This is a genomic window from Mycobacterium sp. IDUB_39 (assembly GCF_055419205.1).
Window position 1 is genome coordinate 24736 of the sequence record NZ_JBVAXF010000004.1, and the last position, 24214, is coordinate 48949.

The following is a 24214-nucleotide window of genomic DNA, read 5'->3' on the forward strand; positions in this document are numbered from 1 at the left end:
CCGAAATCGCTGCTAGCGGGCTCGGCAGGCGGTGGCCAGGGCATCGGGTATGCCCGGCACGCGCACCACGGCGTCCAGCAGCGCGTGCGAGCACGCGTCGGCCACGTAGTCACGGTCGATCGTCGGGTCGAGGATCCGCTGGCGGCACATCTCGAATGTGAACGCGACCCAGCCGTAGATCACCGCCCGCAGGTCACGCTCCAGCGTGGCGTCCATGGGCGCACCGGCCGCCTCGGTGATCCTGGCCATGATGCGGTTGGCCTGGCGGTCGGTGTCGAGATCGTCGACGCCACGTAGCACCGGGTCCGAGCGCCCCAGTCCCATGTAGGCGGCCCATGCACCGTGCGGGTGTTCCTCGTCGTACCTCAGATAGGCGAGCACGCCCGCCCGCAGTTGGTCGAGCAGGCTCAGCCCGGGTTCGGGCGGTGTACTGGTGGCCTCGAATAGACGCTCGGCCTCGGCCCGCACGACCGCGGTGAAGAACGCACGTTTGTCGGGGAAGTAGTGGTACATGAGTGCCCGCGATACCCCGGCGAACTCGGCGATCTCATCGATGCGCACCTCGTCATACGGGCGTTGGCCGAAGACCTGGGCGCCGAGTACCAGCAGTTCGTTTCGGCGGTCCTCGGGGGAGAGCCGCCTGCGGGCGGATGTGCGCGCACCCCCGGGGTCAGCCATGGACGCATCCTATTGCTCGACACACATGGAACAGCGGGTTGTTGTCCGATGTCGGGCTGGAATGGACGACGAGACTCGAGGATGGTCAGACTGGTGCGGAGATGAATATGAATCTGCAGAAGATATACACCTCATTGTTCACCGCAGACCTTGCGGCGGCCGAAGGCTGGTACACGAAGTTGATTGGCCGTGGACCGGATCACCGGCCGATGGCCACGCTGGTGCACTGGGAGTTCTTCGACCACGGTGGGTTGATGCTCTCGAGCAGTGCCGAGATCGCCGCCAGGGGTGTGATTTTCCTTTACGTCGACGATGTGGCGGCCGAGCGTCGCAGGCTGCAGGGCCTGGGAATCGTGCTCGGGGACGACATTGAGGGTGACTACTCAACACTGGCGCAGGTGCGCGATCCTGACGGCAACCTGATCACGCTGGCATCGCCGCCCTCGCGGCCTTTTCCCTCGGCGTAGGCGCAGGGCGGTCGATGCAGCTGGTCTGGGCAGCTCAGCCCAGACTGCTCTGGTAGCGCCGCATTCCGGCCAACCAGCGGTCGTAGTCCGCGCCCTTGCCGCGGTACATGTCGAGGACGACGGGATGCGGCAGCACCAGGAACGTCCCGGCGCGCACGGCCTCGACGGTCAACTCCGCCACCCGGTCCGGGCCGAGAACCTCACCGGCGTTGCGGACCGCGGCGGCAGCCATCCGTGAGGCCGGGTCCGATGACTCGGTGATACCCGTCAGCAGGGGTGTGTCGACGCCCATTGGGCACACGCATGACACGCCGATACCCTTGTCGCCGTAGGTGATCGAGAGCCACTCGGCGAATCCGACGGCCGCGTGCTTGGTCACCGAGTACCCGGCCGCACCCACCTGAGTCAACAGGCCTGCCGCCGACGCGACGCCGACGAAGTAGCCACGGCCCCGCGAAACCCATTCGGGCACCAGCACCTTCGCCGCCCTGATGTGTGCCCGAAGGTTGACGTCGATGATGCGGTCCCAGTCGCGCTCGTCATCGCCCAGGCCCGGAGCCCCGATGATGCCCGCGTTGGCCACGAACACGTCGACGGGACCGAACCGGCGGGCCGCGTCGACAAGTGTGGTGATGCCGTCTGTCGTGGCGGCGTCGGCCACGACCGCGGCCGCGGCGCCGCCGGCCGACCGGATGGCGTCGACGGTCGCCTCGATACCAGCAGGGGAGATATCGCCTGCCACCACCGATGCGCCGGCTGCCGCGAACTGCTGTGCCAAGGCCCGGCCGATGCCCGACCCGGCGCCGGTGACGACTACGACGCTGCCCTCGAGTTCCATAGCTCGCCATCCTGTCAGCCGGTCGGTCAACTGCCCAGATGTGCGTTCATCTCGCACATGACCAGCGGAACCGTCAATATGGAAGGCGGACAGTTCCCGCTGGAGGGGGGCGCGGCGCCATGACGACTCCGCTTCTCGATATTGACGGCCGAGTGGTCGGCCGGCGGGAGGAACTGAGCCAACTGCGGGCGGCGGTGGCTGCGGCCGACCGGGTGGGCGGTGCGTGTGCACTGGTCAGCGGTGTTCCCGGGGTGGGAAAATCGACGCTCGTGCAGGCGTTCGGCGCCGAGGTCACTGCGCGCAATGGCGTTTTCGCCTACGGGCGGTATCGCGACGGCGCGCCAGCACCGTACGCAGCGCTGGGGGATGCGCTCAGCTCGATCGTCCACACCATGGAGGCCACCGCCCCCGCCGAGCGTGACCGGTGGCGGGCAAGCTTGGAGACTGGGACGTCGTCGATCGCCGGCGTACTTCGGGAACTGGTGCCCGATTTGGCACGTGTCATCGGCGACGGTTCGCGGCCGGCGGAACTCGATGCGGCGGACGCCCGGCGCCGTCTGCACCGCGCCGCCATCCGGTTGGTGTCTGCCACCGCGGCCCATCGACCGGTGGTGCTGGCGATCGATGACCTGCAGTGGGCCGATCGAGACTCGCTACTGCTGTTGTCCGAACTGCTGGCGGTGTCGCTGCGCAACGTATTGGTCGTGGGGGCGTATCGGGTGGGTGAGTTCGACCCGGAGGCAACGGGTCTCGCGTCGGACGCCCTCTTCGGCATCGAAGTGCGTCCGCTGTCCGGTGCGGACGTCGAGGAACTCCTCGTGGCGGTGAGCGGTCGCAGTGTGGAGATGGCCGACGTGGCCGCCGAGTTCCACCACCGGACCAATGGCAACCCCCTGCAGATCCGCCAGCTGCTGTACCGCGCGCAACGGGAGGGCGCTCTCACCTGCGTCGGTGTGAACCGGCACTCGAGCTGGGATCTGCGCGTACTGACCTCGCTCGAGGTCACCGCAACCTCCGCAGAGTTCCTCGGTCGCTACCTCGCCCAGCTGAGCCCGATTGACCGAGAAGTATTGACGTCGTTGACATGTATCGGCGGCGAGTTCGACCTCGACGACGCCACGACCGCGGCTGCGCATCCGCCCGATGTGGTGGCGCACGCACTCTGGTCGGGGCTGGAGCTGCGACTGATCGAGGCGCTCGACAGCCATGGCCAACGGATCGCCAACGCGATCAGCAGGGACGGGCGGTACCGGTTCAGCCACGACCGAGTGGCCGAGGCGGCGGGTGCGGACATGCCCCGCGACGTCCAGCGCGAGACGCATCTGCGCATCGGTCGACGACTGGTCGGACTGGGCGATGACCGGCTTTTCGAGGCCGCCCGACACGTCGGCATCGGCGGTCAGGGGTTGACTGACGACGACGAACGCGTCCGGTTCGTCATGGTGCTCCGGCGCGCGGCGCGAAGAGCCAGGGCCCAGGCGTCATTCCCGCTGGCCCTCACATATTGCCGAGACGCACTGGAACTGCTGGGGGAACAGCGGTGGACCGCGCATTACCAACTGACCCGGGAGCTGCACCTCGACGCTGCGGACGCGGCGCTGCTGGTGGGTGACTGGGACGCATTGCACGCGCTGCTCGACGAGGCCGAGAACGTCTTACCGGAGCCAGTCGACCGCGCTCGAATCGCATACCTGCGGCTCAAGGGGCGGGTCGCGCAGAACCGTCTCCAGGAGGCGCTGGAGACCGGGCTGGCCGCACTCGACGAACTCGGCGAGCCGCTGCCGCCGGATCCGGGCAAACCGCGGATGGCCATCGCGCTGATGCGGATGAAGGTCGCGATGCGGCGCTGGAGCAACGAACAACTGCTGGCGCTGCCGCGCTGCGAGGACCAGCGTGTCATCGAGATGCAGCGCATCCTCGCCGAGCTGCGCAGCATGGCCTACATCGTGCGGCCCAACATCTTTCCCCTGGTCGTGCGGAAGCAACTCGACCTCACCCTGGCCTATGGCCACACCCCGTCCTCGCCACTGGTGCTCGCCAGTTACGGTCTGCTGCTGGCGATTACCGGTGACCGCGCGGGCAGCCAGCGCTTCGGTGAGGTCAGCCTGCTGCTCAGCGAACGAGAGGAGTTCCGGGAGGCGCGGCCGCAGACGCTGTTCCTGCACCTGAACTTCATCCATCACTGGGGCCATCCGCTACGTGATGGTCTGGGTCAGCTCCGCAGCGCCGTCACCGAAGCACTCGACCAGGGTGACCAGGAATATGCCGGATTCCTCGCCGCAGTGCTGCTTGCGCAGTCGTTCTGGGTGGGTCGCCCGCTGGCCGAGATCGACGCCCTCGCCGAGGCCCTCATTCCCCAGGTCCGATCCCAACCGGTGCCCACCGCGCTCTGCCAGGCGATGCAGCAGCTCTGCCTCAACCTGATGGGCCGCACCGAGGATCTGTACCTGCTCGCCGGCGAGAGCGGCTACGACGAGCGGGAGATTCTGCCCGCGGCCCGCCGCGAGGGTGACGAGGTGGCGATGAGCGTCGCCGCGAACGTGAAACAGGGGCTGCACTTCTGGTCCGGTGACCATGCCGGCGCGGTGCTGGCCACCGATGAGGCGGTTGCGCACATCGACGGTATGGCCGGCACCGCGGTCTCGCTACTGGTCCACATGATCGGTGCCCTGAGCATGATCCAGGAGGCGCCGGGGGACCGCTCGACCGCCCGCTTCGTGCGCAGGACGCTGGCCATGCACCGAAATTGTGCGGCCGACGCACCGGAGAACTATGCGGCGTCCTATGCCCTGATCGAGGGGGCGTGGGCTCGATCCCGCGGTCAACACGTCAAGGCGGAACGCCACCTGCATCAGGCGATCGCGCTGGCCGAGGAGTATCAGCTCCCGATGATCGGTGCGCGTGCGCAGGAGGAGGCCGCCATCGTCTACGCCCAGACCGGAAGGATGACGCTTCGCGATCACATGCTGCGTTCGGCGTACCAGCGCTGGCTGAGCCTGGGCGTGGTGGCGCGCACGGACTGGCTGGCGCGCGAGCATCCCTGGCTGCTGAGTCGTGATCTCGTTCAGACGGGTTCGGCGGGGATCGATCCCGTCGGCGCGCATGAACTCTCACGCGCACTGTCGGGGGCGCTCTCCCCGGACGGCCTGGCCAACATCATTCTCGGCTCGGTTGCTGACACCACGGGCGCTGCCCGCGTTCTGTTGCTCACCGGCGACTCCGACGATCTGTCTGTCCATGCCGTCCGGGATCACGGCGACGTTGCGACTGTCGATGGGCCGTGGACCGAGGTCTCCTATGACCGCAACGTCGTCCGTCGGGTGGTGGACAGCGGATCGCCACTCGTCGTGGTGGCCGACGCCTTCCACCCCTCCGCACTGGTGGTTCCCATCCGATTGCAGGACAACATAATTGGCGTGGTATACGCCGAACACGATGATCCGGGTAGGCACTTCAATGCCGACCACGAGGAAGCCGTTGACTTCCTGTGCGCGCAGGCCGCCGCCCCGCTGTGGAACTTCCAGCTGCAGTCCCGGCTACGAGCCGCCGACGAGCACCGACAGTCCCTCATGGACGTGCAGTCGAGATTCGTGCCCAATGAACTCCTGCGCATCCTCGACATCGACGACCTTCGCCGGGTCCGCAGCGGCTACCGGGTCGAACGTGAGATGACCGTGCTGATCAGTGATATCCGGGGTTACACCACCCTGCTCGAGGAAATGGACGTGTCCGAGGCGAGCAACCTGGCGATGGGATTTCTGCGGGCCGTCGAACTTCCGATCATCAGCTGCAACGGTGTGATCCAGGACGTACGCGGCGACGAGATCGTCGCCGTCTTCGAATCGGAGCCCGACGCCGTCCGGGCGGGGCTGGCCATGCTGCGGTCATTGCGCGAGCACAACCTGGAACGGACTGAGCTGGGCTCCGAGGAGTTGCGCGTCGGAATCGGCATCAACACCGGCGCAGTGGGGGTTGGACTCGTCGGTGGGGTGAACCGCATGGTGCTGACCATCATCGGCGACGCGGTCAACCTGGCCGCCCGCATCGAGAGCGCCAACAAACGTTATGGGTCTTCGCTACTCATCTCGGACACGACGTGTGGCCGCCTGAAGACAGGTGAGTTCGACGTCCGCCGAATGGAGCGGGTCATGGTGGTCAACCGGCGTCGACCGGTGACTATCCACGAGGTCTACGACGACGACCCGGATTCGCTCCGCGCCGCGAAGCGTTCTGCTCAACCCGCGTTCGACGAGGCCTTCGCGCTGTTCGACGCTGGTGAAGTTGACCAGGCACGCACGGAATTCCAGCGATGCAGGAGGTTGCTGCCCGGGGATGCGGTCGCGCCGCTGCATGTGGCGCACTGCGACGCGATCGCCCGCGGTGAGCTGTCCGGCGGACAGGATGTGGCGCTGCAGCAGAAGTAGAACGAATTTGAACACCGAAACATCCACTACCCACGGGCATGTTCGTCTGCGACAATTCCGAATCAAGATCTACGAGGGGAGTCGTAGATCTAAAGGGGGGTCTTTGTCATGTACCTGAGCGCCGAGCGAATCGCCCTCGCGAACCAGGCCATTCGAGAGACATTCGAGCAGACCTGCGTTGCCTGGCAGGTCATCCCGCACTGGGACACCGGCGACCCCGCCCAGACCAGGGTGCGCAACGACAATCCGACCAACCCGGGTTTCGTCGACCTGCTACCCAAACAAGCGGACCTGAAGGTGACGCTCGCCGAGGCGATCGCGCCGACCCCGGACGCGCTGCTCGCGAACGTGATGGCCAGTACCGTCAAACTCGCTGCAGTGGTTGACGACGCCGTGTTCCCCCAGCTTCGGATGGCCCCGGCCGCCGCGGACGCCGTCCAGATGGATGACAAACTGGTGCCGACGATCCTGAACACGCTCATCGAGGCCCGCGCGAAGGCCGAGGCAGCCGGTTACCGGTCCCCGTCGTGTCTCATCACCGAGACGCAGGGAGTCAAGGACCTCAGTCAACTCGCCAGCGGCTATCCCGTGAAACAGGCGCTGCTGGATGCGGCCAACGTGTACTCGCTGCATCGGGTGCAGACCATCAAGGACCCCACGGTCAAGACGGACAAGGTCGAAGCAATCCTTCTCGGCCGCCGCCAGTTGATCGGGAACGGGGGCGCCTCGGGCGCGTCGCCGGGCGAGGAGCCGGTGGACATCGCCGTCAGTGTTGCACCCAGCCTGGAAGTCGTCGGCGACACCGTCGACAACAATGTCGAACTCAGAATCCGCATCAGTTATGCGACGAGAGTCAAGGACGTCGACGGCATCGTCGTGATCGTCAACAAGTAATGACGTCGACTCTGCCTCAGGCACAAGCTGTTCCGCACGTCGCGAGCCCGCTCGAGGACTATCTCGCGCTGTGCAAGGAGGCCTGTGACGCCGAGATCAATCGGCTCTACGGTCCCCGTCAGCCCGGGTCAAGCGGAGGCCTCTACGACCTGATTCTCGACTACCCGCTGCGCGGCGGGAAGGCACTGCGGCCCGCGCTCGGCATCGCCACATGCCTCGGGCTCGGAGGCAATCTCGAGGCGATCCTGCCGACGGCCGCGACACTGGAGCTCTATCACAACGCCTTCCTCATACACGATGACATCGAGGATGAATCATGGTGGCGGCGCGGCAAACCCACGCTTCACATCGACCACGGCATTCCCATCGCGGTGAACGTGGGCGACGCCATGCTCTCGCTGTCGCTGCAACCCCTGCTCGACAACGTCGAACGGGTGGGGCTCGGGCCGGCCCTGCGGATTCTGCGAGCCGTCGCGACCATGACCCGGCGGACCGTCGAGGGCCAGGCCATCGAGCTCGAATGGGTCCGTTCCAACGCCTGGCAGATCGACGATGCGGACTACCTCGAGATGGTCGAACTCAAGACCAGCTGGTACTCGTTCATCACACCGCTGCAGGCCGGCGCGGTCGCCGCGGGTGCCGACCCAGATCAGTTGGCAGAGCTGGAATCTCTCGGGCGGCACCTCGGTGCGGCCTTCCAGATCACCGACGACCTGCTGAACCTGCGCGCGGATCCGGAGGACTACGGCAAGGAGATCGGCGGTGACCTCTGGGAGGGCAAACGGACCCTGATGCTCCTGCACGCCTTGCGATCTGCGCAGCCGAGGGAACGGGAACGCGCTGTGACCATCATGGGCCGGCGGCGCCCACGGGCGGCCGGCGAGCTCGGCCTCACCGATCTGCTGGACCGACTCGTCACCCGCGGAGATCTGTCGTCGACCGGACGGGTCGAACTCGCGGCTCAGCTGAACGGCGTCCACGCGGAGCCCAAGAGCCTCAATGACATCCGCTGGCTCTACGAGCTGATGCACCAGGTCGGCTCGCTCGAACACGCCAGGCGGATCGCCGCCCACCACGCGCGCGGGGCGGCCGAGGTGCTGTCCGGTCTCGACTGGCTGCCACCCAGCCAACACCGCGACGCATTGGTCGGGCTGGTCGACTACGTGCACGGGCGGACCCGATGACTCCCGAAGTCCTGGTCGGCATGCTGGCCGAGCTCGAGCGGATCCGGGAACTCACCCTCGACCTTGTCGAGAGGTCGGCTCCACGACTACTTCCCGAGCCTCCGGGTGAGTCCACCGGCGCCGAGCGGACGGCGTTCGAACTGCTTCTCGGAGTCCGTCGCGGCGTGCTTGGAAACCCCGCCGCGGCCCGCAGAATCCACGATCTGCTGGTGGCCCAGGGCCACCGGTATGCCACCACGCCAAGCGGTGCGCAACTGCGCGACGCACTGATCGCCTCCGAGGCGGTGGAGAACCTCCGTCGCGTATGGGAGACGGTGAGCCTCAACGTCCTCGACGGTCCCTTGTCGCCGACATCGGCTCCAATGGCGTGGGCAGAGCTGCTGGCCGACGCTGTCGTCGGCACGGGGCTGGACGACTCCATCCTGGCCGGTCTGCGACCCGAGGGGTTCGGATGACACTCACCGATCCACGCGAGGAGTTGGCGGACCAGAGCAGCTTCATCGGCTACCTGATGGGCCTGGCGGGCCTGGCCCAGCTGGTTCGCGCACTGGCGGCCCGCGACGGCGGGTCCAGCCCCGAACCTTGCCCCGACACCCAGAATGCCGACGACTTCGTCCACGCGCTGCTGGGCATCGCGAGCCTCGGGCAGCAGATCGAACGTCTCGCGGAATCCGCCGCAGCACAGCAGCGCTGCTCAGCCGTCACACCGGCACCCGCCTCAGCGAACAGGAGGTGGCTGCGATGAGCGCGGTGCTCTGCGCCAGTGACTTCCTGCGCGCTCCGCTCCTGGCGACGGCACGTGCCGAGGGATTCAAGGAGTGGCATCACTTCGTGGTTCATGGCCGGGGCCGGCGGCTCCTGATCAATTTCAGCCTCACCAGCGAGACGTCGCGTGCCGGCGAGTCCGGGCTCGGGCCTCGAGTGATCGTGATCGTCGGAGACGAGCGTTGGAGCGGAGCCATCGAGCGGTTCGACGACTCCGAGCTTGAGGTGTCGGCCGATCTAGGCGACGTGAGGATCGGCGGCAACCGGCTGACCGTGCAACCCGACGGCTACCGGGTGGTGATCGACCTTCCCGGGCACGACATTCGGGGCGAGCTTCACCTCACGTCGGTGAGCCGGCCGTTCGTGGTCAACAACCAGCCGGTGGGAGAGGGCCGGATGTGCTGGCTGTTCGTCCCGCGGTTGCGCGCGCAGGGGTGGCTGCGCATTGGCGGGCAGGAGCATCACATCGACAACGACCTCGCCTACCACGACCACAACTGGGGTCGATTCTGGTGGGGCGACGATTTCGCGTGGACATGGGGCACGGTCCTGCCGCAGGGGCCGGATGACCCGTGGTCGCTGGTGTTCCTGCAGATGACCGATCGGCGCCGGTTGCGCACGTTGTCCCAGGCGCTCTACGTCTGGCATCACGACAAGCCCGCCGCGATCTTTCGGCACGCCGCGGTGCGGACCCGCACCGACGGAATGCTCCGCCGCGCCGCGGACTGCACGCTACCCGCCCCCATGGGGCTGCTCCTGGACGGCGAGGCATCAGGGGTGCCGGAGCGCGTCGAGGTCACGGCGAACCGGGCGGGTGACACGGTCTTCGCCGAGTTTCGCCCGACTTCGTATGCGCGCCTGGCCCAGCCGAGCGAGGTCTGTCTGGATCGCTCCACAGTGCTGTGCGAGACCAGCGGCACCGCGCGGGTGAGTGGGTCGATCAACGGCAGAAGCATCGACTTCCTCGGTGCTGGCGTGTTCGAGTTCCTCCATGGCTGAGCGGGTTTCGTCGCTGCTGCGGCGTTCGGTCGGGCACCTCGAGGCGGAGGTTCCCGACAGCTACCGTCTCATCCTCGACAAACTCGGGCCGCTGGAGGTCGACCTCGACGTCGACGGCGAACGTTTCACGCTGCGCGGGGGCAGCCGGCTCGAGGTGTCCGATGGGGAGGCCGGTGCGGCAGGCGCCCGGATCACGACATCCCGATCTGCGATCCGGGATGTCCTGGATGCGCGGGTCGGGCTCAAGGACGCCGTCGATGCGGACTCGGTACGCGTCATCGGCTCACTGGATGACATCCTGCGTGCACACGACACCCTGCTGGCCTATGTCCACGCCGCAGTGCGGGCGCCGTCGCAGCCCGGACTGCTGGCCGAGCTGAGGGAGGGGTGCCCGTGAGGCCGAGCGAGGAGCCGAAGGCGGATCGCGCATGAGTGAGACGATCACGACCCCGGCGTCGTGCGCGCGGCGCCCCACTGTGGCGGTTCTCGGGGCCGGTATCGCGGGCCTGACCGCCGCACACGAACTGGCGGAGCGCGGTTTTGAGGTCACCGTGTACGAGTGGCGCGAGGACGAGCGCAACGGTTTGGATGGCGCGCTGCCCGGCACCTATCCGCCCGTCAAGCTCGGTGGCCTCGCCGCGTCCCAGTACTCGACGGTGGGCACACACGACGGGAGCCGCGCCGAGCTGCGCCCATTCCCCGGGCGGCGGGGCCAGCCACGTACACCGGGGCGGGCGGTCGCGGGTGAGCACGGTTTCCGCTTCTTCCCGGCGTATTACCTGCACACCTGGGACCTGTTCCAACGCATCCCCGTCTATCAGCGCGTGGAGACATCGAGCGGCGGTGCCGACTGGACACCGACGTCCCGCACCGTCATGGACAACGTCAGGCGGATAATCACCCAGGGCACCACCGTGAACGGCAAGCCGTCGCTGGTCTTCCCGCGTGAGGCCCCGCGCAGCCCCGCCGAGTTCATTGGGATCCTCAGCCAGCTCAAGAGTCTCGGGTTCACGCTGGGCGATGTGGGGACCTTCATGAGTAGGGTGCTGCGATACCTCGTCACCAGCCCACTGCGCCGCGCCAGTGAACTGCAGAACCTGTCGGCCTACGACTTCTTCACCGGGCGCGAGAGTGCATCGGGGCCCCCGCGGTACTCGTACACACCGCGGTTCGATGAGTACCTGCTCGAAATGCCGAGGGTTCTGGCGGCGTTCGACTCGCGGTGGGGCGACGCTCGGACGAATCTCACCACCTACCTTCAGCTTCAGCTGCAGATGGATCGTCGTGACAATAAGGCTGACGGGGTCCTCAACGGTCCCACCACCGAATCGTGGTTCGACCACTGGTACCGCCACCTCCTCGCCCTCGGGGTGACCTTCGTCCGGGGCGCCGCCAAGTGCCTCGATGCTCCCGACGACGATCCGAGTCAGCCACCTCATCTGCGCCCCCGGGCACAGATCACGCTGGAGGACGGTACGCGGCTGACACCGGACTACACGGTCGTCGCCGTCGATGCCCCAGCGGCAGAACGGATCACCGAGACGCTGCGGGCTGCAGGCACCGGGGGGACCGTCGCTGAGTTGAACGGCTTCACCACATCGATTCCACCGTCCAGCGGCCCGCTGGAGCCGGACGCCGATCGGCCGCAGGGCCGGCGCGACCCCTACGCGATGGACGAGATGGGGCGCGTGCCCTGGGATCGGTTTCAGACGCTCGGCGGCATTCAGTTCTACTTCGACACCGAATTCCAGCTGCTCCGAGGACATGTGTACTACTCGGGGACCGAATGGGGGCTGTCGTCGATCAACCAGCACGGTATGTGGGAGAGGCGGCCCATCCTGAGTCGTGACGGCCACGTCTCGGTGCTGTCGGTCGACATCGGCGACTTCAACAACCCGTCCAGGCACCTGGTCGACGGGCTCGGGCGCGGCAAGGCCGCGCGCGATTGCACCGCTGACGAGCTCGCCGCAGAGGTGTGGCGTCAGATCGTCTTCGCCCTGACGAGCCAGGTCGACAACGTGCCGGAGGCGCTGTTGCCGTGGCCAGCGTGGTACGCGCTGGACCGCGGCCTGGTCCTGGCCGGTGGATCCGGTCAGGGATCGGGTCGGGTGATTCGCAACGAGACGCCGTACCTGGTTCCCATCGTCGGGGACTGGACGAATCGGCCGGGCGGTGACCCGTGGAACCCGCACGGTAGTTCCTGGGGGACACGACCGTTCGAGGACGCCTGGCTCGAGGATCTCGAACAGCGCAATGTCTGGCAGGCTCGGCACGGCGGCTATCAGGTGCACAACAACTCGGTGGTGTTTGCCGGCACGTGGGCCAAGACCTTCACCCGGATGACATCGATGGAGGCGGCGGGTGAGTCGGCGCGCCATGCCGTGAACGCCATTCTCGACCACTACATCTGGGTCGGGTCGGGGGGCCTTGACCGCCGGGAGAAGACCATTCTGAATTGGCAGTTTCCCTTCGGCTTCATCGATCAGGGGTTCTCGAGCCCGATTCGGATGCCGACGCCGGCCGGTGACTACTGCTATGTCTTCGACATCGAGAACCGGGAGCCGGCCGACACACGCGCTCTGCGGGCGCTGGACTCGCAGTACTGCCAGCGGTCGCTGCCCCATCCACTGGACAGTCCTGTCCCCTCTTCCACCGGAGGTATACCCATGACCGGAGTTACACCGCCCCCGGCCGATCACAACGAGCAGTTGCTCGCCTATCTTGCGGTCTGGCAACAGCTTCTGGAGAAGACGATGGCCATGCTGGGTGGACCATCCGTCATGTCCGGTGCGATACCGGGCATGCCGGCCGGGATGCCGTTCGCGCCGGTCGCACCACCGATGGTCCCAGGCGCTCCCATGCCGACCGTGCCGCCGTCGCCGACCGACTACGCGCAGCAGCTGTTCGGCTACCTTCAAGCCTGGCGGCAGTATCTCGAGCGGGTGCCGGGCGCGACGTTAATGCCCCCACAACCAGCGGCCACGTATCCGACGACATCCCCGCCATCGGCTCCATCTTTCGGTGGCCCGCAAGGATATGCCCGGCCCGATGGCGGCGGTGGACCGACCACACCCGTGGGTGGTTCGGGCGAGCAGGCCGTGCCGCCTCCCCGCGGAGAGTCGTTGGCGCGGACCGCGGGTAGTCAGTCCGGGACCAAGTTTCCGCCGGATGTGCAGATCGTCGCGCCGGCCACCGAGGGTGGAAGCCAGGTGCCCACCAGCCTCTTCCGGTTGGCATCCGAGACCGCGCACTCGCCGCAGGTGCGCGGACCCGGCTACGAGCGCCCGGCCGCCCTGCGACTGCCATCGAGTGATACGCCCGAGGTGCGGGCAGAGGGGCAGTTACCAGGGGCGTCGTTGATGGCCAGGAACGAGATCATCGCGCCGCCCCGAGGTGAGGGCGTGCACGTGGAGGTGCGCCCCCTGGACTTCCGGGGCATCCAGTAGTCAGCCGAGGCGCTCCCGCAGTTCGCGCTTGAGGACCTTGCCGTAGCTGTTCTTGGGCAGTTCGTCGACGAACACGTAGCGCTTGGGCCGCTTGAACCGGGCGATGCGCTCCAACAGGTGCGTGTCCAGCGCGGCCGGCTCGGCGGTGCCGACGATGAACGCCACCACCACTTCGCCCCAGTCCTCATCGGGCGCGCCGACCACGCACGCCTCGACGACATCGGGGTGGGTGACGAGCACCTCCTCCACCTCGCGAGGGTAGATGTTGCTTCCCCCGCTGATCACCACGTCCTTGCTGCGATCGCGCAGCGTCAGGTAGCCACGTTCGTCGAACGAGCCCATATCGCCGGTGCGCAGCCAACCGTTCTGCAGTGTGGCGGCGGTGGCGTCGGGGTTGTTCCAGTAGCCCGACATGACGACGTCACCGCGGCAGACGATTTCGCCGATCTCGCCAACGCCCGCGAGTGTGCCCTCCTCAGTCAGCACGGCGACATCGACGCCGGAGCGCGGGTAGCCGACCGACCCCAGCGTCGCGTCGTCGGCCAATCCATTGCTGGTGATGTGATCGCGCTGGCGCAGCCCGGTGATCGTCATGGGTGCCTCACCCTGACCGTAGAGCTGCTCGAATATCGGACCGAACGCCGCCATCGCCCTCTTCAGGCTCTCCACGTACATCGGGCCGCCGCCGTAGATCACCGTGTTCAGGTTGGCGGGGCGCGGGCGTCCCGTCGCGACAAGGCGCGCCACCATGGTGGGGGCCAGAAAGCTGCTGGTGCTGGGGTGATGCCCGCACAGGTCGAGGAACTCGTCGGGCTCGAAGGCGGCGGACTCCGGCACCACCTGCCGCGCGCCGCGCAGCACGTAGGGGAGGATGTACATCCCGGATCCGTGCGACATCGGGGCCCCGTGCAGCAGGCTGCAGTTCTCGTCGGGATTGTCGAAGTCGGCCAGGTGCGAGACCGCCATTGCCATCAGGTTGCGATGCGAGAGCATGGCGCCCTTCGATCGGCCGGTGGTTCCGCTGGTGTAGAACAGCCACGCCAGGGCAGCGGGATCGGTATCGCGCGGTGCCGCCGCCGGTTCGACGGTGAATCGGGCGGTGTACGCCGCGCCGTCGAGCGACTCGACCGCTATCGCGGTGGCCGGTGTCAGGCCCTGCGCGATCTTGGGTGACGCGAACACCATTGCCGCGTCGGCGTCCTCGAGGATCTGCACCATCTCGAGCGCGTGCAGCTTGTAGTTGACGGGAACGACGACGCACTCCGCCGCCCAGACCGCGAACATCAGTTCCACGATCTCCGGACGGTTCTCGGTCGCGACGGCGATGCGCGTGCCCGCCGGGAACACTTGGCGAAGCGATGCGGCGAGCCGCAGCGCGCGGTCACGCAGCTCCCGCCAGGTGTGTAGTTGCCTCGTCCCGAGGAATATCGCGCCGCGGTCACCGTGGCGCGTGGCGGTCAGGTCCAGAATGCTGAACAGATTCACCTGGCCACCCACTCCGAGGACAACGCGAAGTCCGACAGATACTTCGTCGATGACCAGCCGCCGTCGACGACGATCGTCTGCCCGTTGATGAAACTCCCTCCGGGAGAGCACAGGAACGCGATGGTGCTCGCCAGATCCTCCACCCGGCCCAGCCGTGGGTACGGGGTCATCTCGGTGTTGATCTTGCGGAAGCGCTCGTCCTCCAGTCGGTGTTCCACCATGGGGGTGACCGTGACGCCGGGTGCCACCGCGTTGCAGCGGATGCCCTGCGGCCCGTACTGGCACGCGATGTGTGTGGTCAGCGCCGTCAGGCCGCCCTTGGCTGCCGAGTACGCACCCCCACGTAGGCCGCCGACGACGGCGAAGGTGGACGTCACGTTGATGATCGCCGAACCCGACGCCATGTGCGGTATCACGTCGCGTGCCAACCGGAACGGTGCCCGCAGCATCAGACCGAGGAAGTAGTCCAGGGACTCGTCGTCGGTCTCGTGCAGCGGCTTGGGGCTGCCGACTCCTGCGTTGTTCACCAGGAAGTCGATGCGGCCCCACCGCGTCACCGCAGCGTCCACGACCCGGGCGGGACCGTCATCGGCGGTCAGGTCGACGGCGAGTGTGGCGACGCGCTCGGGATCGCCGATTGCCGAGGCGAGATCGGCCAGGCGGGCCTCGTCGCGCCCGGTGCCAAGCACCGCGATACCGGACTCGGCCAGTTTGACGGCTGTGCCGAAGCCGATCCCGCTGCTGGCACCCGTGACGATCGCTACCTGCATGTGCTCATCCACCTTCGTTAGTCAGCGTCGCTCGGATCTGATGCTTCAACACCTTGCCCGCATCGTTCCTGGGCAGGGCCTCCCAGATCGCCACCTGCTCGGGCACTTTGAACGTCGCGACACCCCGTGCTCCGAGGAACTGTCGCAGGTCGGCCACCGCGGGCCCAGGGGTGCCATTCGCGGGAACGACCACCGCGCACGCGCGCTCACCGGTGCGCGTATCGGGAAGCCCGACCACGGCTATCTCGGCGATGTCGAGGTGTCCGACGAGAATGTCCTCGACCTCCTTGGGGGAGATGTTCTCGCCGTTGCGGATGATGATGTCCTTCGCCCGGCCCGTCACCACCAGGCAGTCACCGTCCCAGCGTCCGAGATCACCGGTGCGGTAGTAGCCGTCGACGTCGAAGGCGCCGATCTCGTCCTCGGCATGCAGGTAGCCGACCAGCATCTGCGCACCGCGGGCCACGATCTCACCTGTGGTGGCCGAGTCGTCAGCTGTCAGCACGACCTGCGCGATACCCGGAGCGCCGTCGGTGTCCGCCGCCCGGTCGGCGTCGTGCGGTGAGCCCACAGTCGTCACCGGCACCTCGGTGGAGCCGTACACCCTGGTCACCAACGCCCGCGCGAAATACTCTGTGGCCCTGCGGATCAGCGATGGCGGTACTGACGCGCCGCCGCAGATGAAGACCTTCAGATCGGGCAGGTCGGTGCCCGCGCGCTCGGCCGCGGCGAGAATCTGCTCCAGGAACGGTGTGGCTCCGGCCATGTGTGTGCAGCGCTGCGCCACCAGAAGCCCGACCGCGTCATCGGCGTCCCAGCGCTCCATCAGCACTGCCGTGGAACCGGCCAGCAGGGGGCACTCGAAGGCGTAGATGGAGCCGCCGATGTGCGCGACGGGGGAGGGGACCAGGAACTTGTCGCCCGGTTCGATCGACCAGTGCCGTCGAATCTGGGTGATCAGCGCATGGATCGAGTTATGGCTGTGCAGAACACCCTTGGGACGACCCGTGGTACCCGAGGTGTACATGATCATCCGGACGGCGTCGGGATCGAGTTCGACGACCGGCGCTGGCCGGGAGTCGGAGAGCAAGTTGTCGAACCTGGTGTGCTCGTCCGAATCGCCGCGCACCACGACCACTTCGGGTGGGCACTGCAATGTGCCCGTCACGCGAGTCAGCATTGCCGCGTAGTCGAAACCGCGAAACCGCGATGGGACGAAGATCATCCGGCTGTCGGCGTCATCGAGGATGAAGCGCAGTTCGTGATCGCGCAGCGACGGAAGGATCGGATTCACCACCATGCCGGCCAGCGTGGCGCCCAGGTACACCACGGCGGCCTCATGCCAGTTGGGCAGCATGAAGGACAGCACACTGCCGGTAGGCATCCGGTCGGCGAGCGCCGCCGCCAGCGCGGCAGAGCGTCGGTAGAGCTCGCGGCAGTCGAGTTCCACATCGCCGTCGACCAGCACCACGCGCTCGGGGGTGTCGCGGGCGGCCAGCTGTACCGCGTCCGCGAGTGTGCCCCGAATCCAGAGACCGGCATCGTAGGCCTGCGCGGCTCGTTCGTCATTCCACCGGATCGACCGTCCGCCAACCTCTTTGCGGCCGTTGCTCACCGACGCGCCTAACCCTTCACTCGCCGCATCGTCATCGAGTACCGGAACCGTGATGAGGGATGCGTGTTCACCGTGACCTGGGCGATCTCGCCGTCGGAAGTCGTGTACGTGCGGCGCATCTCGAGTGCGGCGGTGCCCTCGTCGACCTGCAGTTCCTCGGCAAGGCCCGGTGATGCCAGCACGGCGGCGATCTCCTGGGCCACCTCCACCACGCTGACCCCGAAGAGGTCCTCGACGAGCGGAAAGATCGGCCCGGTGTGCCGTTGGAGTAGCCGTCCGACCGCGGCGAACGACCGGTTGATGTAGTACTCGGTGCGGCAGATGGGGACCGGGTTGTCGTCGGACTGCCTGGTGCCGCGTACCACCAGCCACTCCGAGTCGACTGGCAGACCGGTGTGCGCGGCGAGGTCCTCGTCGAGGGTCACCATGGCGTTGGACTCGATGGCGAACCGTGCGCCTGCCGCGAACGCGAGCAGATCGTTGATCGACATCACTTCCTGGGCATAGGAATTCGACGCGGCGCGGGCGACCACCATGGTTCCGGCCCGTGGCCGCGAAGCGACCAGATTGTCGTCCCGAAGCCTGCGCAGTGCCTCGCGGACGGTGTATCGACTCACGCCGAACCGCTCGCACAGTTCGTGCTCGGTGGGCAACTGCGTCCCCACCGGGTAGATCCCGTCGACGATCTCCTTGCGCAGGGTCCGCGCCACCTGCATGTAGCGGTGGTCTGCCGGGACCCCGATCTCGGTGCTCATACGCGATCCCGCTTCGCTTCTCGCTCGGTGCTCATACGCGATCCCGCTTCGCTTCTCGCTCGGTGCTCATACGCGATCCCGCCGCAGCGCCATCACACTGCCCTCGCCATCGGCCGAGACGTACAGCGTGCCATCAGGTCCGGCCGCGATACCCGCGAACGGGCCCTGCGGCCCCGAGAACGGCGGCATGCCGAGCAGCGGCTTCGGTACAACGCCGGGCGGGGGCCCAACGGGAAGCCCGGCGGCGATCGTCGTGCGCGCACCGGTGCCGAGGTCGACCTCGATGACGGCCTTCTGGCCGGCGTCGACGATGAACACTGAGCCGGTCATGGCCAGGATGCCCTGCGGCCGGACCAGTCCGTCGACCACGATATCGGTGCCCGACGGGGTGACTCGCACGACTCGTCCCGCACCCGACTCGGAGACCAGGACGTCGCCGCCCGATGTCACCGTGACGCCGACAGGATCGGCGAGTCCAGATGCGAGCACGCCGACATTGCCCGAGCCGTCGACCGACACGATGTTGCCGGTGCCGAGTTCGGCGGCGACGATACCGCCCGGGGCGAGCGCGACACCGTACAGTTGATCGAAACCGTCAGCGAGGAAGTCAGTTTCATCAAGGGCGGGGCGGTAGCGGCCGATCTGGCCGCCGGATGTGGTGACGACGAACTCACCGGGCCCCGACGGGACGAGGCCGCGCAGGAAGCCCGGGTAGCCCGGTGAGAACAGCATGCCGACGGTGTCCAGGGAACCGTCCGCGCCGAGCGCATAGAAGTACGTGCCGTCGGCGACATAGACCCGGCCGTCGCCGCCGACCGCGAGATCCATCGGCCAGTTCAGCGCCCCCGGCAGGGTGGTTCGGGTCTGACCGCCGGCGAGGATCTCGGTGATCTCGCCGGTGAAGTTCGAGACGAACAGTCGCCCGTCGACCAGGGTGCAGTTGTCCAGGCCGGGGCTGAGTTGGGCCAGTATGGTCTGGTCACCCGTACGAGGGTCGATCCGCAGTACCTGCCCGCTGGCGACCTGCGTCGAGACGATGAAGCCGTCGGCGTCGAACTTGACCGAGTCGGGTACGCCGAGGCCGGTCGCCACGATCTCGGGCTGGCTGCAGAGAGCCCGATTGCTCCTCGCGTCCGCGCCACCGTCGGGGTCAATGCGCCAGATCTCGTTGGCGCCCATGACGGGGAAGTACAGCAACCCGTCGGGCCCGACCTCCATGGCGTTGGGGGACGGGACGTTCTCGAGCAGGATCCGTGGTGGACCACCGCCCGCGTCGAACTCCATGAGCCGGCCACCCTCGCGGCACTCGCCGATGAACAGTCGCCCGTTGTGGAACGTGATGCCGTTGGCCGACGGCACGTCATCGCGCAGCACGCGCGTCCGACCGGAGGTGTCGCGCAGGCTGACGCGACCGTTCATCACCTCGGTGGCGACGAGGTTGCCGTGCGCATCGAACGCGACGTCATCGGGCGCGACGATGTCACCGCCCTTGGCGCTGATGGTCTCGACGTCACCGGTGGTGATGTCCAGGGCGCTGATCTGGCTACCCGTGACCTGGGCGATGTAGATGCGGCCGTCGGGTCCGGTGCGCAGACCGTTGGCGCCGAACAGCCTGCTCGGCGCGGTGAGACGTTCCAGCCGCCAGCCCACCGCGACGTCCGGCTGGCAGGCGCCGAGGTAGCGGCTCGGGGTCTGCGAGACAGGAGTTCCGGTCGTCATCGCTCGGACGATAGCAAGCCTGCTTAGTCCAGACAATAAGTTTCGCAGATTGTCGTATGGGCCTTGACGTGCAGCTAGCTTAGAGAGAATCATGCTCTCCAAATGGTGCACACCACTATCTTGTCCGGACAATTAGGAGAACAACGACTGTGGCCGTGAAGGTTTACGAGCGAATTCTGCAGCTGTTCGAGGCTGAGGGCATCAACACGCTCTTCGGCATCCCCGACCCCAACTTCGTGCACATGTTCCACGCCGCCGAGGAACGTGGCTGGACGGTTGTGGCGCCACACCACGAGGAGAACGCCGGCTTCATGGCCGAGGCCGTCTCCCGCATGACGGGCAAGCCCGGGCTGGCTATCGGCACACTCGGACCTGGCCTGGCCAACCTCGCGGGCGCCATCATGTGCGCCAAGGTCGAGAACTCGCCGGTCATCTTCCTGGGCGGGCAGCGCGCCCGCATCACCGAGCAGCGAGTCCGCCGCGGCCGCATCCAGTTCGTCTCCCAGGCGCCGCTGCTGGCGCCGTCGGTGAAGTACTCGGCGAGCATCGAGTACGCCGATCAGACCGACGAGATCGTGCGCAACGCGCTGCGCATCGCGCAGACCGGCACCCCGGGGCCGGCCTACATCGAGTACCCCAGCCACGTCATCCTCGAAGAACTCGATGTTCCCGAGCCGCTGCCACCCGAGGCCTACCGCCTGGTGAACCAGGGTGCCAGCGCGCAGATGATCGAGCGGGCGACCGAACTCATCCGCAAGGCGGAGCAGCCCATCCTGCTCGTCGGTCACGCCGTGCACACCAACCGCGCCGGCGAATCCGTTGAGGCGCTGGCGAAGCTGATGAACTGTCCGGTGATTCAGACCTCCGGCGGCACGTCGTTCATCAAGGGTCTGGAGGATCGCACCTTCCCATATGGCTTCTCGCCTTCGGCCGTCGACGCCGTGGTGCGCTCGGACCTGGTGCTCGCCATCGGCACCGAACTCGGTGAGCCCGTGCACTACGGCAAGGGCAGGCACTGGCTGGAGAATGAGGCCAACCGCAAGTGGATCAGCGTTGAACTCGATCCCACGGCCATCGGCGTCAACCGGCGCATCGACGTTCCGCTCGTCGGTGACCTGCGCGCGATCGTGCCGCAGCTCGTCGACGCGCTGAAGGACTCGCCGCGTCAGGCCACGCCCGAACTCGCGGGCTGGATCGCCGACGACGCGACCCGGATCGCCGGGCTCGCCGAGAGTGCGCCCGGCGGAACACCGCTGCACACCGCGCGTTTCGTGGTTGAGGCGACTCGCGCTTTTGCAGCATTGCCTCAAGACGGCATCATGGTCCGCGACGGCGGCGCCACCGTGATCTTCCAGTGGACGTACTCACAGGCCAAGCCGCATGACGTGGTGTGGAATCAGAACTTCGGCCACATCGGCACCGGCCTGCCCTACGCGGTCGGCGCATCCGTCGCCGATGGCCGCAAGAAGCCGGTCATGCTGCTCACCAGCGACTCGTCGTTCATGTTCGCGATCGCCGAGCTGGAAACCGCTGCACGGCTGAACCTTCCGCTGGTCTGTGTCGTCGGTGTCGACAACCAGTGGGGCCTGGAGGTCGGGGTCTACAAGCGGACATTCGGCCAGGGCTCGCTGGAGACCGGCGTGCACTGGAGCAAGGACGTGCGATTCGACAAGATCGCCGAGGGTTTCGGCTGTCGCGGCGAGTACGTCGACAAGGCCGAGGATCTCGGCCCCGCGATCGAGCGGGCTTACGCCAGTGGCAAGGTCACCGTGATTCACGTGCCGATCGACCCGAAGGTGAACTCGGAGGAGATGCCGAGCTATGACGAGTTCCGGACCTGGTACGCGGAGGGGACACAGTGATGCGTGAGTACCTGAAGTTCTACATCGACGGCCAGTGGGTCGATCCGGTCGAGCCGAGGACGGCCGATATCGAGAATCCCGCGACCGAACAGGTCGCGGGACGCATCTCGATCGGGTCGGCCGCCGACGTGGACAAAGCGGTGAAGGCCGCGCGACGGGCCTTCGCGACCTGGTCGGCGACCACGGTTGAGGAGCGGCTCGAGGTGCTTGGTGCCATCCTGGCCGAATACCAGCGCCGCGCAGGCGATCTTGCCGAAGCGGTGACCGAGGAGATGGGCGCGCCCGCGGGGCTCGCGTCCGGCCCGCAGGTCGGTCTCGGTCTCGGTCATCTCACCACGGCCATCGAGTCACTGAAGAACTTCAGTTTCACCGAGCAACGTGGTGACACGACCATCGTCAAGGAGCCGATCGGCGTGTGCGGGCTCATCACACCCTGGAACTGGCCGCTCAACCAGATCTCGGTCAAGGTCTTCCCGGCGCTCGCGACCGGCTGCACATCTGTGCTCAAACCGTCCGAGGTGGCCCCGTTCTCGGCGCAGATCTTCGCCGAGATCCTGCACACGGCAGGTGTTCCCGCCGGTGTGTTCAACCTGATTCAGGGTGACGGTCCGGGGGTGGGCGTGGCGCTGGCCAGCCACCCCGACATCGACATGGTGTCCTTCACCGGGTCCACCCGGGCCGGCGTCGAGGTGGCGCGCAATGCCGCCCCGACCGTCAAGCGGGTGGCTCAGGAACTCGGCGGCAAGAGCCCGAACATCGTGCTCGACGACGCCGCGTTCGCCGACAGCGTGTCATCCGGAGTCGTCACGATGATGGGCAACTCGGGCCAGACCTGCAGCGCCCCCTCGCGCATGCTGGTGCCGGCCGCCCGAATGGCGGAGGCGAAGGAGATCGCCGCCGCCGCTGCGGCTTCCGTGAAGGTCGGCGACCCGAACAGCGGCGCCACTGTCGGCCCCGTCGTGTCGGGCACGCAGTACGAGAAGATCCAGGCATTGATCGCCAAGGGCATCGATGAGGGTGCCACCCTGGTCGCCGGCGGTACCGGCAGGCCCGACGGTCTGCCGACCGGGTACTACGTCAAGCCGACGGTGTTCGCCGACGTCACCAATGACATGACCATCGCCCGCGAGGAGATCTTCGGTCCGGTGCTCGTGGTGATCGGCTATGACGATCTCGATGACGCTGTCGCGATCGCCAACGACACCGAGTACGGGCTGGCCGGCTACGTGTCGGGGGAGGACCTGGCCACGGCGCGTGGCGTCGCGAGTCGTATCCGTGCGGGCTGGGTGGCCATCAACAGCGCCTTCGACTTCAACTCCGCGTTCGGCGGTTACAAGCGCAGCGGCAACGGGCGCGAGTGGGGTGACATCGGATTCCACGAGTACCTGGAGACCAAGTCGATTCTGGGCTTCGGGGCGAGCGAAGCGACGGGGAAAGTGCAAGGGGCGAACTAGTGGGCGATCTGCTCGACCTCAGCGACCGCATCGTGGTGGTGTCGGGCGCCGGCGGTGGAGGCATCGGCACCACGGTGACGCGCATGGCTGCCGAGGCCGGGGCCACCGTGGTCGCCGCCAGCAGGTCCAAGAGCAACCTCGACACCCACGTGGCTCCGCTCGCGCAGCAGGGTCTGTCGGTCATCCCGGTGTCGGCCGACGCGGCGACCGACGAGGGCATCGAGACGGTGCTCGACGCCGTGCGCCACATTGCCGAGACCACCGAGGCGCGGCTGTACGGGCTGGTCAACGTGGCGGGCGGCGCCGCCCCCGCGACGTGGATGCCCGCGACGCGGGTGACCCGTGACGACTGGCGGGCCCTGTTCGCCGCCAACCTCGAGACCGCGTTCTTCATGAGTCAGGCTGTGGCAGCCGAACTTCGGGCGAACTCATCGCCCGGATCCATCGTGTCGATATCGTCGATCAGCGGCATCAACACGGCACCGTTCCACATTGCCTACGGCACTGCCAAGGCCGCGATCGTCGCCATGACACGCACCATGGCCGTCGAACTCGCGCTCGACGGGATACGGGTGAACGCCGTCGCACCCGGTGTCACGCAGACCGCGGCGTCGGCGACCTACGTCGACGACGATCCAGAGCGCGACCGCACGGCGATCGCGATGGGCAGGCGCGGCACTCCCGAGGAGCAGGCCGGAGCCATCCTGTTCCTGCTCTCGGATCTGTCGGGCTACGTGACCGGTCAGACTCTGCTGGTCGACGGCGGTCTGAACCTGAAGTGGACGCACCTCGGTGCGGACAACACCTCGCTGTTTCTGAAGGACGAGTCCTTCCGCAACTCCATCAAGCGGCCATGAGG

General features: G+C 67.1%; 19 protein-coding genes. 12 read left to right on the top strand and 7 right to left on the bottom strand.

What is annotated here, in order from left to right; genetic code table 11:
- Positions 1–12: 12 nt before the first annotated feature.
- Positions 13–678, bottom strand: a complete 666-nt coding sequence (locus tag ACZY0X_RS15480; RefSeq protein ID WP_463771654.1) for a TetR/AcrR family transcriptional regulator — start codon at positions 676–678, stop codon at positions 13–15.
- Positions 679–785: 107 nt separating this feature from the next.
- Between ACZY0X_RS15480 and ACZY0X_RS15485 the strand changes: the two genes are divergently transcribed.
- Entirely contained in the window at positions 786–1145 is a 360-nt protein-coding gene (locus ACZY0X_RS15485; protein WP_463771655.1) for a VOC family protein, read from the top strand.
- Positions 1146–1179: 34 nt separating this feature from the next.
- Here ACZY0X_RS15485 and ACZY0X_RS15490 read toward each other — a convergent pair whose 3' ends face one another.
- Entirely contained in the window at positions 1180–1983 is an 804-nt protein-coding gene (locus ACZY0X_RS15490; RefSeq protein ID WP_463771656.1) for an SDR family oxidoreductase, read from the bottom strand.
- A gap of 119 nt (positions 1984–2102) precedes the next feature.
- On the opposite strand from ACZY0X_RS15490, the gene ACZY0X_RS15495 reads away from it, so the two are divergent.
- From ACZY0X_RS15495 to ACZY0X_RS15530, 8 genes are all read left to right on the top strand, one after another.
- Positions 2103–6407, top strand: coding sequence for an AAA family ATPase (locus ACZY0X_RS15495; protein ID WP_463771657.1), 4305 nt, complete (start codon positions 2103–2105; stop codon positions 6405–6407).
- A 108-nt stretch (positions 6408–6515) separates the two neighbouring features.
- Positions 6516–7301, top strand: coding sequence for a hypothetical protein (locus ACZY0X_RS15500; RefSeq protein WP_463771658.1), 786 nt, complete (start codon positions 6516–6518; stop codon positions 7299–7301).
- A complete protein-coding gene (locus ACZY0X_RS15505) occupies positions 7301–8485 on the top strand; it encodes a polyprenyl synthetase family protein (RefSeq protein ID WP_463771660.1) in 1185 nt (394 codons plus the stop codon). The genes ACZY0X_RS15500 and ACZY0X_RS15505 overlap by 1 nt, the downstream gene beginning before the upstream one ends.
- Positions 8482–8940, top strand: coding sequence for a hypothetical protein (locus ACZY0X_RS15510; protein ID WP_463771661.1), 459 nt, complete (start codon positions 8482–8484; stop codon positions 8938–8940). Before ACZY0X_RS15505 ends, ACZY0X_RS15510 begins: the two co-directional genes overlap by 4 nt.
- On the top strand, positions 8937–9230 hold the full coding sequence (locus tag ACZY0X_RS15515) for a hypothetical protein (protein WP_463771663.1): 294 nt from the start codon (positions 8937–8939) through the stop codon (positions 9228–9230). The genes ACZY0X_RS15510 and ACZY0X_RS15515 overlap by 4 nt, the downstream gene beginning before the upstream one ends.
- Positions 9227–10249, top strand: coding sequence for a hypothetical protein (locus tag ACZY0X_RS15520; protein WP_463771664.1), 1023 nt, complete (start codon positions 9227–9229; stop codon positions 10247–10249). Before ACZY0X_RS15515 ends, ACZY0X_RS15520 begins: the two co-directional genes overlap by 4 nt.
- Positions 10242–10646, top strand: a complete 405-nt coding sequence (locus tag ACZY0X_RS15525) for an SCP-2 sterol transfer family protein (RefSeq protein WP_463771665.1) — start codon at positions 10242–10244, stop codon at positions 10644–10646. The genes ACZY0X_RS15520 and ACZY0X_RS15525 overlap by 8 nt, the downstream gene beginning before the upstream one ends.
- A gap of 31 nt (positions 10647–10677) precedes the next feature.
- Complete coding sequence (locus ACZY0X_RS15530) at positions 10678–13695, top strand: FAD-dependent oxidoreductase (protein ID WP_463771667.1); 3018 nt, start codon at positions 10678–10680, stop codon at positions 13693–13695.
- On the opposite strand, the gene ACZY0X_RS15535 is transcribed toward ACZY0X_RS15530, so the two are convergent.
- The 5 genes from ACZY0X_RS15535 to ACZY0X_RS15555 all read right to left on the bottom strand — a co-directional run bounded on the left by ACZY0X_RS15535 (position 13696) and on the right by ACZY0X_RS15555 (position 20039).
- Positions 13696–15180, bottom strand: a complete 1485-nt coding sequence (locus tag ACZY0X_RS15535; protein WP_463771669.1) for an acyl-CoA synthetase — start codon at positions 15178–15180, stop codon at positions 13696–13698.
- The gene (locus tag ACZY0X_RS15540) at positions 15177–15950 is read right to left on the bottom strand and encodes an SDR family NAD(P)-dependent oxidoreductase (RefSeq protein WP_463771671.1); all 774 of its coding nucleotides are present in this window, start codon (positions 15948–15950) and stop codon (positions 15177–15179) included. Before ACZY0X_RS15540 ends, ACZY0X_RS15535 begins: the two co-directional genes overlap by 4 nt.
- A gap of 4 nt (positions 15951–15954) precedes the next feature.
- Entirely contained in the window at positions 15955–17529 is a 1575-nt protein-coding gene (locus ACZY0X_RS15545; RefSeq protein ID WP_463772446.1) for an AMP-binding protein, read from the bottom strand.
- A gap of 44 nt (positions 17530–17573) precedes the next feature.
- Positions 17574–18320 carry a GntR family transcriptional regulator gene (locus tag ACZY0X_RS15550; RefSeq protein WP_463771672.1) on the bottom strand — a complete coding sequence of 249 codons (747 nt, stop codon included), beginning with the start codon at positions 18318–18320 and terminating at the stop codon, positions 17574–17576.
- A 66-nt stretch (positions 18321–18386) separates the two neighbouring features.
- On the bottom strand, positions 18387–20039 hold the full coding sequence (locus ACZY0X_RS15555; protein ID WP_463771674.1) for an SMP-30/gluconolactonase/LRE family protein: 1653 nt from the start codon (positions 20037–20039) through the stop codon (positions 18387–18389).
- Between the two features lie 149 nt (positions 20040–20188).
- Here ACZY0X_RS15555 and ACZY0X_RS15560 point away from each other — a divergent pair, with 149 nt between their 5' ends.
- From ACZY0X_RS15560 to ACZY0X_RS15570, 3 genes are read left to right on the top strand one after another with little or no spacing between them, the layout of a single operon-like run.
- A complete protein-coding gene (locus ACZY0X_RS15560; protein ID WP_463771675.1) occupies positions 20189–21901 on the top strand; it encodes a thiamine pyrophosphate-binding protein in 1713 nt (570 codons plus the stop codon).
- Entirely contained in the window at positions 21901–23355 is a 1455-nt protein-coding gene (locus ACZY0X_RS15565) for an aldehyde dehydrogenase family protein (protein ID WP_463771677.1), read from the top strand. The genes ACZY0X_RS15560 and ACZY0X_RS15565 overlap by 1 nt, the downstream gene beginning before the upstream one ends.
- Entirely contained in the window at positions 23355–24212 is an 858-nt protein-coding gene (locus tag ACZY0X_RS15570; RefSeq protein ID WP_463771678.1) for an SDR family NAD(P)-dependent oxidoreductase, read from the top strand. The genes ACZY0X_RS15565 and ACZY0X_RS15570 overlap by 1 nt, the downstream gene beginning before the upstream one ends.
- The last annotated feature ends 2 nt before the right edge of the window (positions 24213–24214 follow it).

Bases quoted from the DNA above. Each gene is read 5' to 3' on its own strand.
- ACZY0X_RS15510 (WP_463771661.1), top strand. From the start codon at position 8,482: ATGACTCCCGAAGTCCTGGTCGGCATGCTGGCCGAGCTCGAGCGGATC.
- ACZY0X_RS15540 (WP_463771671.1), bottom strand. From the start codon at position 15,950: ATGCAGGTAGCGATCGTCACGGGTGCCAGCAGCGGGATCGGCTTCGGC.
- ACZY0X_RS15515 (WP_463771663.1), top strand. From the start codon at position 8,937: ATGACACTCACCGATCCACGCGAGGAGTTGGCGGACCAGAGCAGCTTC.
- ACZY0X_RS15485 (WP_463771655.1), top strand. From the start codon at position 786: ATGAATCTGCAGAAGATATACACCTCATTGTTCACCGCAGACCTTGCG.
- ACZY0X_RS15555 (WP_463771674.1), bottom strand. From the start codon at position 20,039: ATGACGACCGGAACTCCTGTCTCGCAGACCCCGAGCCGCTACCTCGGC.
- ACZY0X_RS15550 (WP_463771672.1), bottom strand. From the start codon at position 18,320: ATGAGCACCGAGATCGGGGTCCCGGCAGACCACCGCTACATGCAGGTG.
- ACZY0X_RS15500 (WP_463771658.1), top strand. From the start codon at position 6,516: ATGTACCTGAGCGCCGAGCGAATCGCCCTCGCGAACCAGGCCATTCGA.
- ACZY0X_RS15495 (WP_463771657.1), top strand. From the start codon at position 2,103: ATGACGACTCCGCTTCTCGATATTGACGGCCGAGTGGTCGGCCGGCGG.
- ACZY0X_RS15505 (WP_463771660.1), top strand. From the start codon at position 7,301: ATGACGTCGACTCTGCCTCAGGCACAAGCTGTTCCGCACGTCGCGAGC.
- ACZY0X_RS15530 (WP_463771667.1), top strand. From the start codon at position 10,678: ATGAGTGAGACGATCACGACCCCGGCGTCGTGCGCGCGGCGCCCCACT.
- ACZY0X_RS15565 (WP_463771677.1), top strand. From the start codon at position 21,901: ATGCGTGAGTACCTGAAGTTCTACATCGACGGCCAGTGGGTCGATCCG.
- ACZY0X_RS15490 (WP_463771656.1), bottom strand. From the start codon at position 1,983: ATGGAACTCGAGGGCAGCGTCGTAGTCGTCACCGGCGCCGGGTCGGGC.
- ACZY0X_RS15520 (WP_463771664.1), top strand. From the start codon at position 9,227: ATGAGCGCGGTGCTCTGCGCCAGTGACTTCCTGCGCGCTCCGCTCCTG.
- ACZY0X_RS15525 (WP_463771665.1), top strand. From the start codon at position 10,242: ATGGCTGAGCGGGTTTCGTCGCTGCTGCGGCGTTCGGTCGGGCACCTC.
- ACZY0X_RS15480 (WP_463771654.1), bottom strand. From the start codon at position 678: ATGGCTGACCCCGGGGGTGCGCGCACATCCGCCCGCAGGCGGCTCTCC.